The following is a 12,512-nucleotide window of genomic DNA, read 5'->3' as shown; positions in this document are numbered from 1 at the left end:
CCGCCGGGTGGTCGCGCAGACCCACGGCCACGAGGTCGGCTGGGCGGCGCTCCCCGCCGCCCGGGCCGCGCTGCGCCGGATCGGCCGCGGCACCGACGTGGTCACCTACCTCGGCGACTACACCCGGGTACGGCTCGAACGGGCGCTGCACGGGGTGACCGACCTGCACCGGCTGGCGCCCGGCGTCGACGTGGACACCTACCACCGACCGTCGACGGCGAGCCGGTCCGCGTCCGGCTGGGCCTGGCCGACGGCCGGTGGTGGTGTGCGTGTCCCGGCTGGTGCCTCGCAAGGGGCAGGACGATGCTGATCCGGGCCATGCCGGAGATCCGCCGCCGGGTGCCGGACGCGGCGCTGCTGGTGGTCGGCGGCGGGCCGTACCGGGCGGCGCTGGAGAAGCTGGCCCGGCACACCGGCGTGGAGCGCGACGTGGTCTTCACCGGCTCGGTGCCCGCCGCCGAGCTGCCCGCGCACTACGCCGCCGGTGACGTCTACGCGATGCCCTGCCGCACCCGCAACCGCGGCCTGGATGTCGAAGGGCTCGGCATCGTCTACCTGGAGGCCTCCGCGACCGGCCTGCCGGTGGTCGCCGGCGACTCCGGCGGCGCGCCGGACGCGGTCCGCGAGGGGGAGACCGGGTACGTGGTGCGCGGCCGGGACGTGGCCCAGCTCGCCGATCGGGTGGCCACCCTGCTCGCCGACCGGGACCTGGCTCGGCAGCTCGGGGCGGCCGGCCGGGCCTGGGTGGAGCGGGAGTGGCGCTGGGAGACCCAGGCGCAGCGGATGGCCGCCCTGCTCGCCGGCTGACAACCGGCGCCATCGACGCCGGGTTGTGCTGGCTCCCGTCGTGCCGGCTACGGTCGCGCCCGATCTGGTCGTGCGTGCTCCGGTTACGCCGGTCCGAGGCATGACACCGCCGCGAGCGTGATACCTCAGAGGCATCAATATGACTCTGAGGTATCACGCTCGATCCGGTGATGCCGGCCGGAAAGACGCGCGCGTGGCGGCTCGGGGAGCGGTTGGGGCTCTCCCGCGCGGGTCACTCGGGGCGTTGCGGTGCCGGAGTCCCCGGCGGCCCGAAGCGGGCCAGCCCGTCCCGGGCCGTCCGCGTGCAGGGTTGCGGGGGCGGTGCGGTGCCGGGGCGGCGGGCAGGCCACACACGGCCGTCGCGGTGCCGGAGTCCGGACGCAAACGAACGGGCGGACCGGGCGGTGAAGCCCGGCCCGCCCGGTCCGGCGGAGGTGCAATGTCGGTCAGGCCCCGGCGGGGACCCGCTCGGCCGGGGCGGCCGGGGCGGTCGCGGCGGTCCGCTGGGACAGCTTCCCCGGCCACCAGGTGCGGGCGCCCAGGTCGAGTGCCAGCGCCGGGATGAGCAGGCTGCGGACCAGTAGCGTGTCGAGCAGGATGCCGACGGCCACGATCACCCCGGTCTGCATCGACGGCACCAGCGGCAGCACGCCCAGCGCGCCGAACGTGGCCGCGAGCACGACCCCCGCGCTGGTGATGACGCCGCCGGTGACGGTCAGCGCCCGCAGGACGCCCGGCCGGTGGCCCAGCTGCGCCGCCTCCTCCCGGGCCCGTGTCATCAGGAAGATCGTGTAGTCGACGCCGAGGGCGACGAGGAACAGGAACGCCTGCAGCGGGATGCCGACGAAGAGCTTGGTGTAGCCCAGCGCGTCCAGGACGAAGCCGGCGGCCCCCATCGCGGCGGCGTACGACAGCACCACGCTGACCATCAGCAGCAGCGGCGCGACCAGCGCCCGCAGCAGGAGCACCAGGATGACGAGGACGACGGCGAGGATCAGCGGGATGACCACCCGGTTGTCGCGGCCGACGATGCGCTCCTCGTCCACCAGCACCGCAGTCCTGCCGCCGACCAGCGCCTGGGCGCCGGGCACCTCGTGCACCGCCGTGCGGAGCCGCTGCACGGTCGCCATGGCGGCGTCGCTGTCCGGCGTGTCGGCCAGCACCGCGGGGACCCGTACCCAGGCGCCGTCCGGCGAGCGCTCCGGCTCGTCGACCCGGGCGACGCCGGGCACCGCCCGGGCGGCGGCGATCACCTGGTCGGCCGCACCGGCGGTGGCCAGGATCTCCGCCGGCGACGCGGAACCGCTCGGGTAGTGCGCGGCGATCAGCCGCTGGCCGGTCACCGAGCCGACCTCGGAGGTGAAGGACTCCTCGTTGGGCAGGCCGATGCTGAGGTTGCCGATGCCGAAGGTCAGCGCGACGAGCGCCGCCGCGGTGCCGATCCAGACCGCGCGGGGACGACCCCCGACCAGCCCCGCGATCCGGCGCCAGATCCCGTGGTCGGCGGTGACGTCGGCGCTGACGGCGGTCGGCGTGTAGCGCGGCACGAACGGCCAGAAAAGCCACCGGCCGCACAGGACGAGCACCGCCGGCAGCAGGGTGGTCATCGCGAGCAGGGCGGCGCCGATGCCGACCGCGCCGACCGGACCCAGGCCACGGGTGGACGGCAGGTCGGCGGCGAGCAGGCAGAGCAGTCCGATCGCGACGGTCGCCGCCGAGGCGCAGATCGCGCCGAACGACCGGCGCAGCGCCACCCGCATCGCCTCGTGCCGGTCGGCGTGCCGGCGCAGCTCCTCGCGGTACCGGGCGATCAGCAGCAGGGCGTAGTCCACGCCGACGCCGAAGACGAGCACCGTCAGGATGGTCTGGCTCTGGAAGTCGACGGTCACCCCGCCGTACTTCGCCATCAGGTACACGATGCCGCCGGCGAACTGGTTGGCGATGCCGACGGTGATCAGCGGGATCAGCCAGAGCACCGGGCTGCGGTAGGTGACCAGCAGCAGCACCGCGACAGTGGCCGCGGTCGCCAGCAGCAGGGTGGTGTCCATCCCGCCGAAGGCGTCGAGGACGTCGCTCTCGGCCGCCGCGTCGCCGGTCAGCGCGGTGCGCAGCCCGGCTGGCTGGTCGAGGGCGAGGCGCTCCTTGACGTCGGTCACCGCCTCCGGGCGCTGGGTGTCGTCACCGGCTACCGGGAAGGACACCAGCAGCGCCTTCCCGTCCTCGCTGGGCACCGGAGGCGACACCGCGCCGCCGTCGGCGTACCGGACGAAGATGGCGCGGTCGGCGTCGGCCTTGGCGCGGTCGGCGTCGGTGAGGCCGCTGTCGCGGACGTAGACGGCGATCGCCACGGGCTTCTTCGAGTCGGGGAAGGCCGCCTCGGCCCGCTCCACGGCCCGGCTGCTCTCCACGCTGGCGGGCAGCAGGCCGAGCGTGTCGTTGTTCTGCACCTCGCTCAGCTTGATGGAGAGCGGGCCGGCCACCGCGACGAGGACCAGCCAGAAGACGATCAGGGCGTACTTGCTGCGTCGGCCGGACGGCAGACCGGCCAGTCTTTGCCGGGACATGTCGGGTTCCTCCGAGGATCGGGTTCGCTTCCTGCCTTCGATCCTTCTGGCCGGCGGGCCTGCGGACAGGAGTGTCACGTCCCCGACGCCGGTGGTCCTAGCACCACCGAACCCGGGGCGGTCGTGCCCGAGAATGGAACCCGTGGACAGCCCCGTACGAGAGTTCGCCCGCCAGACGGTCCGGCCCGGCGCGACCGCCGCCCTCCAGGGCCTGGCCGTCACCGTGCTCTCCCTGACCACCAATGTCGCGCTGTTCGTGCTGTCGCTGGTGTCGCTGCTGCTCATTCCCGCCTTCGGCATCGGCTTCGCGCTGTTCCCGATGGTGACGGCGTTGGTGCGGCTGTCGACCGGGTTGCAGCGCCGGCTGGCCCGGTGGGGCGGCGTACCCATCGCGACGCCGTACCGGCCGCTGCCGGAGGGGGCGCAGTTCGGCACCTGGCGCCGCTTCCGGTGGGTGGTGGGTGACCCGGCCACCTGGCGGGACTTCGCCTGGCTGGTCCCCGGCGCGATCACCGGCGGGGCGTGCCTGCTCGGGTTCGTCCTGCCGCTGTACGGGCTGGAGGGCTCGCTCGGGGTGCCGCTGCTGCTCTACCTCTTCGCCGACTCCTACGGGTACGGCCTGTTCTGGCCGATGACCAACCTGGCCGAGGCGCTGGCCGCGCTGCCGCAGGGTTGGCTGCTGCTGCTCGGCGGCCTGGCCGTCGCCCCCTGGCTGGTCTGGCTGCACCTGCGCTTCGCCCGGCTCTTCCTGGCCCCCACCCGGGCGGCGGAGCTGGCGCTGCGGGTCCGCCAGCTCACCGTCACCCGGGCCGACACCGTCGACGCCCAGGCGGCCGAGCTGCGCCGCATCGAGCGGGACCTGCACGACGGCGCGCAGGCCCGGCTGGTCGCGCTGAGCATGAGCATCGGCCTGGCCGAGCAACTGCTGGAGCAGGACCCGACCGCCGCCGGGAAGCTGCTGGCCGAGGCGCGGGAGACCAGCGGTCAGGCCCTGGTCGAGCTGCGCGGCCTGGTGCGCGGCATCCACCCGCCGGTGCTCGCCGAGCGCGGCCTGGACGGCGCGGTCCGGGCGCTCGCGCTGGCCGTGCCGCTGCCGGTGGCGGTCGAGGTGGACCTGCCGGGCCGCCCGGAGGCGCCGGTGGAGTCCGCGGCGTACTTCGCGGTGGCCGAGGGGCTGGCGAACGTCACCAAGCACAGCGGCGCCACGCACGCCTGGATCCACCTGAGCTACGGCGACGGTCGACTGACCATGGTGGTGGGTGACGACGGCCGGGGCGGCGCCGACCCGGCGGCGGGCAGCGGACTGGCCGGGATCGGACGACGGCTCGCGGCCTTTGATGGAACGATGGTGGTGACCAGCCCGCCCGGCGGGCCCACAGTCGTGACCATGGAGCTGCCTTGCGAGTTGTCATCGCCGAAGACCTCGCCCTCCTCCGGGACGGGCTGACCCGCATCCTCGAGGCGTTCGGCTTCGAGGTGGTCGCGGCCGTCGACAACGGACCGTCGGTGCTGTCGGCCCTGGTCACCCACCGCCCGGACGTGGCGGTGCTCGACGTGCGCCTCCCACCGACCTTCACCGACGAGGGGTTGCAGGCGGCCATCGAAGCCCGCGCCGAGATCCCCGGCCTGCCGATCCTGGTGCTCTCCCAGCACGTCGAGCAGCTCTACGCCCGGGAGCTGCTCTCCGACCGCGCCGGTGGCGTCGGCTACCTGCTCAAGGACCGGGTCTCCAACGTGGCCCAGTTCGTCGACGCGGTACGCCGGGTGGCTGGCGGCGGCACGGTGATGGACCCGGAGGTGGTCTCCCAGCTGCTGGCCAGCCGGTCCGGGGCCGAGCCGTTGCAGGAGCTGACCGCCCGTGAGCGCGAGGTGCTGGGCCTGATGGCCGAGGGGCGGTCCAACGCGGCGATCGCCGCGCGGCTCTTCGTCACCGAGAAGGCGGTCAGCAAGCACATCAACAACATCTTCAGCAAGCTGCGGATGCCGCCGTCGGACGACGACAACCGGCGGGTGCTGGCGGTGCTGACGTACCTCAACGGGGACGACAGCCAGCTGCCGGTGCCGGGCCGGGCGCCGCGGCGTACCGCCGCCGGGCCGTCGCTACCCGGCTGAGGCGACCGGCTCGGCGCCGGCCACGGTGGACAGCGCGGGGGAGCGGCCGAGGCAGCCCTCGGCCGGCCCCGGCCGCCCGAAGTACCAGCCCTGGCCGGCGTCGCAGCCGATCGCCCGCAGCCGTTCGGCCTGTCCGGCCGTCTCCACCCCCTCGGCGGTGACGGTCAGGTCCAGCGCGTGGGCCAGCGACACCAGCGAGGCGAGGATCCGCTCGTCGGTGCGGCTGGCCGGGTCGACCGCCGGCGCGCGCAGCCCGGTGACGAACTCCCCGGCCACCTTCAGCTCGGTCACCGGCAGGTCCCGCAGGTACGCCAGGTTGCAGTAGCCGGTGCCGAAGTCGTCGATTGCGATCCGTACGCCGAGGTCGGCCAGGACCCGCAGGGCCCGGACGGGCTCCTCCGCGGTGCTCATCATGGTGCTCTCGGTGATCTCCAGCTGGAGTCGTTCCGGCGGCAGGCCGGTGGCCGCCAGCAGGCTGCGCACCTCCTGCACCAGGCCGGGCCGGTGCACCTGGCGGACGGCCAGGTTGACGCTGACGAAGGGGGCCGGGGCGCCCCAGGTCTCCGCCTCGCGGCAGGCCTCCGCGAGCACCCAGCCGCCGAGCCGGACGATCAGGCCGGTCTCCTCGGCCAGCCCGATGAAGCTGTCCGGCCGCAGCACCCCCAGCTCCGGGTGGCGCCAGCGGACCAGCGCCTCCACGCCGAGCATGGTGCCGTCGCGCAGCGAGGTCAGCGGCTGGTAGTCGAGGAAGAACTCGCCCCGGTCGATCGCGGCGGGCATCGCCGCGGCGAGGGCGTACCGGGCCAGGTCGGCGCGGTGCCGGTCCGGGTCGAACACCGACCAGCGGGCGCCCCCCGCCGCCTTGGCCCAGTGCAGGGTGCTGTCGGCCGCCCGCATCACCTCGCCGGGGGTGGTGCCGGCCACCGGGCGTTCCACGATGCCGATGCTGGCCGTGACGGTCAGCTCGTGCCCGTCGACCAGGGCCGGCTCGGCGAGCGCGGCCAGCGCCGCCTCGGCGACCGCGACCGCGTCGTCGACCCGGGCGGTGCGCTCGACCAGGATGACGAACTCGTCGCCGCCGAGCCGAGCCAGCAGGTGCTCGCCGAGCGCCGCGCGCAGCCGCCGCGCCACCGACACCAGCAGGGCGTCGCCGACCTGGTGCCCGAGCGAGTCGTTGACCACCTTGAACCGGTCGAGGTCGAGGAAGCAGACGCCCACCCGGTCGGCGCCCCGGCCCGGCGCGCCGATCGCCGCGGTGAGCCGTTCGGTGAACAGGACCCGGTTGGGCAGGTCGGTCAGCGGGTCGTGGGTGGCCTGGTGGCGGAAGCGGGACTCGCTGTCGCGCAGCGCCCGCTCGGCCTGGGCCCGGGCCACCATCGCGGCCCGGCGGATCGACTCCTGCTCGTCGAGCGTCCGGTCGCGCAGCGCCCGGGCGTACCCGGTCGCGACGGTGGCCAGCAGCCGGGCCATCCGGTCCTCGACGTCGTCGGCGACCAACCCCAGGTCGCGGATCAGGCGGAGCTGGATGACCTCCACGGTGCGGCCGAGACCCTCGGCCGAGGCGATGTGGGCGGCGACCAGTTCGGCGCCCACCTGGTGCCCGACGCGCGGGTCGAACGGCTCGGCCCGCAGCGCCCCGGCCAACCGCTCGGTGAGCCGTTGCAGCAGCAGCTCCAACTGCGCCTGGGTCATCGGCAGGTAGCTGGTCCCCGAGACCGCCTTGGCCCAGGCGCGGGCGAACGCGCCGGGGCACGACTGGTGCCCCGGCAGGTCCGGTGTCTCACCCACCGAGGCGTCCGACGCCACCCATGAAGACCGCCTGCGCGGCGTCCTCGGCGCTCTCCGGCGACTCCGGCCGCCACTGCGGCACCCACACCACGCCCGGTTCGAGCAGCGTGAAGCCGTCGAAGAGCGCGGTCAGCTCGGCCCGACTGCGGATCGACAGCGGGCTGTCGGTGCGGCGGTAGACCCGCTCGGCCTCGGCCCGTTCGCCGGTGTGGCCCCGGTCCTCGTCGGTGGCCTGCGACAGCACCAGGTAGCTGCCCGGCGCCAGCGTCTCGCGCAGCGTCCGCAGGATCTCCTCCGGCCGGTCGGCGTCCGGGACGAAGTGCAGCACCGCCACGATCAGCACGGCCACCGGCTGAGAGAGGTCGAGCAGCTTGGTCACCTCGGGATGGCTCAGGATCGCGGCCGGTCGGCGCAGGTCCTCCTGGACGACCGTGGCGCCGGGGTTGCCCTGGAGGATCTCCCGGCTGTGGGCCACCGCCACCGGGTCGACGTCGACGTAGACCACCCGGGAGTCGGGCGCGGCGCGCTGGGCGATCTCGTGCACGTTGCCGACGGTGGGGATGCCCGAGCCGATGTCGAGGAACTGGCGGACGCCGGAGTCGACCAGGTACTGCACCGCCCGACGCATGAACGCCCGGTTCGCCTGGGCCATCAGCGGGGCCTCGGGGACCGCCTCCATCATCGCCCGGGCCGCCGCCCGGTCGGCCGCGAAGTTGTGCGAGCCGCCGAGGTAGTAGTCGTACATGCGGGCGACGCTGGGGCGCTCGATGTCGATGTCGTCGGGTGCCCAGTCCGGCCGCTGCATGCCCACCCCTTTAGTTGACAAACGCGAGGATCGTCGCCCGCGCGGGCCACCCGGGTATTCTGCCCTCGCTTCGCCCCGGTGCAAAGACCACGGTCACTGCGCGACGGCGCGCTCACTCACGGCGCTGGCGGCGCTGCCGCGGCCGGTGCCCGGACAGGCGAGAGGTCCGCGGCCGGCGGGCGGCGCGGACCTCTCGACGATGGGCCGGAGCCCTCAGAACTTCGGCGCGTCCGGGGCCTCGAGCAGGCCCAGCCGCAGCGCCGTCATCAGCGCCTGGGCGCGGTTGGCCGCACCCAGCTTCTCGTAGAGCTTCGAGATGTGGGTCTTGGCGGTGGACTCGCTGACGAACAGCTGCTTGGCGATGCCGGCCACGCTCATGCCGTCGGCCAGCAGCCGCAGCACCTGCCCCTCGCGGGGAGAGAGCTGCGGACCCGACGGGGCCAGCCGGCGCTTCATCGCCTCGGCCAGGTCGGCCGCGGTGAAGGCGCTGGGGGAGGAGGCGGCGTGCCGGGCGGCGGCCACCACCTCGTCGGCCGGCGCGGTCTTCGGCACGAAGGCGCTCGCCCCGGCCTCCAGCGCGCCGAAGAGCTGGTCGTCACCGGCGTACATGGTCAGCACGACGATCCCCATCGACGCGCTGGACTTGCGCAGGGCCCGGGTGGCCTCGAGGCCACTGCCGTCCGGAAGGCGCAGATCCATGATGACGACGTCCGGCTGCAGCGCGCCAGCCTGGCGTACGCCCTCCGCCGCCGTAGCGGCCTCGCCGACGACCTCGAACTGCCGGTCGCGCTCGAAGGCGTGCCGAAGCCCCTTGCGGATCAGGTCGTGATCGTCGACAAGGAGGACCTTGGTACGAGTGGCCGGTGTCGGGCTTGTGGTCATCCTCGGGTTACTCCCCTTCTGCTGCTGCGCTGCCACGCACGTTATCGCGCCGGGGCGAGGAACCGACCACCACCGCCACGGTCGTGCCGCTGGGCTGCCGCGGCCTGATCTCCAACCGGCCCCGGATACGTTCCGCTCTCTCGGCCATGATCGCAAGACCGTAGTGCCCGTCCGCGTGCTGGTCACCGATGCCGTGACCGTCATCCGACACTTCGATCTGCGCGTACGGGGGGTCCACCTCGCAGGTGACCCAGAGATTCGAGGCCCCCGCGTGCTTGCGCGCGTTGGTGACCGCCTCCTGCGCGATGCGCAGCAACTCGGCCTCGGTGGCGGCGGGCAGCCGGGCGGTGGACTCGTCCAGCGACAGGTGCACCCGCAGGCCGCCGGAGGCGCCGACGGTACGCGCGTACTCGGCGATCGCGGCGGCCAGGCCGCCGTGCCGGTCCACCTCGCTGCGCAGCTCGAACAGGCTCAGCCGCAGCTCGGTGATCACCCGGGTCACCTCGCCGCGCAGCGTACGCAGCCCCTCGGCGGTCTCGTCGGCGTCGTCGTAGACGGTGGCCAGGGCGTTGTCGATGCCGTAGCCGACCATCACCAGCTCCTGGGCGACCCCGTCGTGGATCTCCCGGGCCAGCCGCTGCCGCTCCTCGTTGGTGGCCAGCGAGCGCACCTCGTCGAAGAGCAGCGCCGCCTCCAGCCGCAGCGCGGCGGGGCCGGTCAGCGCGGTCACCCGGGACACCACCGGCGGCGGGTACGCGTGCGCGGCGTCCGCCTCCAGCACCACCAGCCCGACCGTCCGCACGCCGGCGACCAGCGGCACGATCAGCGCGGAGACGTCCCCGCCCCGGTGCGAGCGGGCCTGCGACCGGGCCGCGGTCTGCGGCTGCTGGCTGGCCCAGGCGTCGGCGATGGCCGAGTCCGCGTCGAGCGTCGTCTCCCAGTCCACCCGGTCCACCCCGACCTGGGCGAGCACCACGAGCCGGCCGCCGCCGCTGGCCGAGAGCACCGCGGCCCGGTTGTTGGGCGCGACGCCGCGCAGCTCCTCCAGCAGGTGCTCGGAGATGCCGCCCGGGTCCAGGGTCGCGCCGGGCAGCTGCCGGGCGACCGTGCGTAGCTGGGTCAGCAGCCGGGTCGCCTCCGCGTACGGCTGGGGCTTGCCCTCGCCCCGGACCCGCATCACCTGGTGCAGCGTGCCGGCCGCGTAGAGGCCGAGCCCGGCCAGGATCAGCCACTGCGCGCAGACCGCCAGGTAGCCGGGCTGGCCGAGCTGCCGCCCGCCGTCCACCTCGGTGAATGCCCCGGCGATCAGCAGGGTCGCCGCGGCGACGCCGAGCAGCGCCGCTCCCTCGCGGAAGCGGCGACGCAGCGCGGTCACCGTCACCGGCACCGCCAGGTAGGGCAGCACCGCCGAGGCGCCGAGTCCACCGACCGATCCGCCGAGGGCGGACTCGACGGCGACCTGGCTGGCGGCCAGTCCCAGCACCACCGCCTCGGCGACCCGGCTGAGCGGGCCGAGCAGCCGGTGCTCGGGGGCGAGCACCGCCGGCAGCCCGGCGGCCGCCAGCAGGGCGATCCACCAGAGCTGGGCGGGGTCGCGGGTGGCGATCAGGGTCAGGACGCCGACCAGGACGAGCATGACCCCGCGCGCCGCGGCGGCGAGGGGATGCGGCTGGGGCCGGACGGGTGTGGAGGCGGGCACGTGACGGATGGTAGTCAGCTCCGGTAGATCTCGGCGATCTCGGACGCGTACGTCTTGTGCACGACCTGCCGCTTGACCTTGAGCGACGGGGTCAGTTCGCCGGTGGCCTCGGTGAAGTCCCGGGGCAGGATCCGGAAGACCTTGATCGCCTCGGCCTTGGAGACCGCCTGGTTGGCCACGTCGACCGCGCCCTGGATCTCGACCAGCAGCTCCTCGTGGTCGAGCAGCTCCTCGACCCGCGTGTCCTCCGGCAGGCCGTGCGAGGCCAGCCACTTGGGCAGGGCCTCCTCGTCGACGGTGACCAGCGCGGCGATGAACGGCTGCCGGTCGCCGACCACCAGGCACTGGCTGACCAGCGGGTGCGCCCGCACCTGGTCCTCCAGCACGGCCGGGGCGACGTTCTTGCCGCCCGCCGTCACGATGATCTCCTTCTTGCGGCCGGTGATGCTGACGAACCCGTCGCCGTCGATCTGACCCAGGTCGCCGGTGCGGAACCAGCCGTCGGCGGTGATCGCCTCGGCGGTCGCCGCCTCGTTCCGCCAGTAGCCCTGGAAGACCAGGTCGCCGGAGATCAGGATCTCGCCGTCGTCGTCGATCCGGATGGTGACGCCGGGCAGCGGCCGGCCGACCGTGCCGACCCGGGTGGCGGTGGGCAGGTTCGCGGCGGCGGCGGGAGAGGTCTCGGTCAGGCCGTAGCCCTCGCAGATGGTCACCCCGATGCCGCGGAAGAAGTGCCCGAGCCGGGCGCGAGCGGGGCGCCACCGGAGATCGCGTCCCGGCAGCGGCCGCCCAGCGCGGCGCGCAGCTTGCGGTAGACCAGCTTGTCGAAGAGCGCGTGCTGGGCGCGCAGGGTCAGGCCGGGGCCGTCGGGGGTCTCCAGCGCCTCGCTGTAGGCGATGGCCACCCGCTCGGCCCGGTCGAAGATCTTGCCCTTGCCGTCCGCCTCGGCCTTCTGCCGGGCGCCGTTGTAGACCTTCTCGAAGACCCGGGGCACGGAGAGCACGAAGGTCGGCTTGAACGCCTGGAGCTCGGCGACCAGGTCCTTGGTGTCGGGGCAGTACGCCATGGTGGCCCGGGCCTGCACCACGCCGATCTGGATGAGCCGGGCGAAGGCGTGCGCCAGCGGGAGGAAGAGCAGGGTGGACGCGCCGGGCCGGAACAGGTTCGGCAGCACCGGCACGGCGTTGGCGATGTCGGCGTACATGTTGCGGTGGGTCAGCACGCAGCCCTTGGGCCGGCCGGTGGTGCCGCTGGTGTAGATGATCGTGGCGACGTCGGCGGAGTGGACAGCCTTGCGGCGCCGCTCGACCTCCTCCGGCTCGACCGACGCGCCGGCCGCGACGATCTCGTCCACCCCGCCCAGCTCGAGCTGCCAGACCTGGCGCAGCTCGGGCAGCCGGTCGCGGACGCCGGCGACCAGGGTGGCGTGCGCGTTGGACTCCACCACGACGGCGACCGCGCCGGAGTCGGCGAGGATCCAGGCGGCCTGCTCGGCGCTGGAGGTCTCATAGATCGGCACGGTGACCGCGCCGGCCGCCCAGATGGCGTAGTCGAGCAGGGTCCACTCGTAGCGGGTGCGGCTCATCAGCGCGACCCGGTCGCCCGGGTTGATGCCGGAGCCGACCAGGCCGCGGGCCACGGCGACGACCTCGTCGCGGAACTGCCGGCAGGTCACGTCCACCTGGGCGGCACCCTCGGCGCGGGCGGCGGGCCGGACGAACTGGACCGCGTCCGGCGCGGCCTCGGCGTTGTCCCAGACCGGGTCGGTCAGGTTGGCCGCGTCGCCGATGGTGACGATCGGCGGGACGGAGAACTCGCGCACCTGCACTCCCTCGTGCTCGCACTGGCCGGGCCG

General features: G+C 74.2%; 7 protein-coding genes and 2 pseudogenes. 3 read left to right on the top strand and 6 right to left on the bottom strand.

From position 1 onward, the window contains the following. Positions 1 to 807 (top strand): annotated as a pseudogene (locus JNW89_RS14075) (glycosyltransferase family 4 protein); the annotation flags it as partial. Positions 808 to 1,253: 446 nt separating this feature from the next. Here the strand turns inward: JNW89_RS14075 and JNW89_RS14070 are convergent. Further along, positions 1,254 to 3,371, bottom strand: coding sequence for an MMPL family transporter (locus JNW89_RS14070; protein WP_238449276.1), 2,118 nt, complete (start codon positions 3,369 to 3,371; stop codon positions 1,254 to 1,256). 142 nt (positions 3,372 to 3,513) lie between these two features. On the opposite strand from JNW89_RS14070, the gene JNW89_RS14065 reads away from it, so the two are divergent. Further along, entirely contained in the window at positions 3,514 to 4,818 is a 1,305-nt protein-coding gene (locus JNW89_RS14065; protein ID WP_238449275.1) for a sensor histidine kinase, read from the top strand. Beyond that, on the top strand, positions 4,770 to 5,483 hold the full coding sequence (locus tag JNW89_RS14060) for a response regulator transcription factor (protein ID WP_238449274.1): 714 nt from the start codon (positions 4,770 to 4,772) through the stop codon (positions 5,481 to 5,483). Before JNW89_RS14065 ends, JNW89_RS14060 begins: the two co-directional genes overlap by 49 nt. Here the strand turns inward: JNW89_RS14060 and JNW89_RS14055 are convergent. The 5 genes and pseudogenes from JNW89_RS14055 to JNW89_RS14035 all read right to left on the bottom strand — a co-directional run bounded on the left by JNW89_RS14055 (position 5,472) and on the right by JNW89_RS14035 (position 12,479). Further along, a complete protein-coding gene (locus tag JNW89_RS14055) occupies positions 5,472 to 7,175 on the bottom strand; it encodes a bifunctional diguanylate cyclase/phosphodiesterase (protein ID WP_238449277.1) in 1,704 nt (567 codons plus the stop codon). The two genes, JNW89_RS14060 and JNW89_RS14055, sit on opposite strands and share 12 nt — an antisense overlap. A gap of 88 nt (positions 7,176 to 7,263) precedes the next feature. Further along, entirely contained in the window at positions 7,264 to 8,076 is an 813-nt protein-coding gene (locus tag JNW89_RS14050; protein ID WP_179801083.1) for an SAM-dependent methyltransferase, read from the bottom strand. Between the two features lie 213 nt (positions 8,077 to 8,289). Beyond that, a complete protein-coding gene (locus tag JNW89_RS14045) occupies positions 8,290 to 8,958 on the bottom strand; it encodes a response regulator transcription factor (RefSeq protein ID WP_007072219.1) in 669 nt (222 codons plus the stop codon). Between the two features lie 7 nt (positions 8,959 to 8,965). After that, positions 8,966 to 10,657 carry a GAF domain-containing sensor histidine kinase gene (locus JNW89_RS14040; protein WP_238449273.1) on the bottom strand — a complete coding sequence of 564 codons (1,692 nt, stop codon included), beginning with the start codon at positions 10,655 to 10,657 and terminating at the stop codon, positions 8,966 to 8,968. Between the two features lie 14 nt (positions 10,658 to 10,671). Then, positions 10,672 to 12,479, bottom strand: a pseudogene (locus JNW89_RS14035) (AMP-dependent synthetase/ligase). Between the last annotated feature and the right edge of the window lie 33 nt (positions 12,480 to 12,512).

The sequence above is a fragment of the Micromonospora sp. 4G55 genome (genome assembly GCF_016803375.1).
The sequence above is the reverse complement of the archived record's forward strand: the minus strand, read 5'-3'. Positions and strand labels throughout refer to the sequence as shown.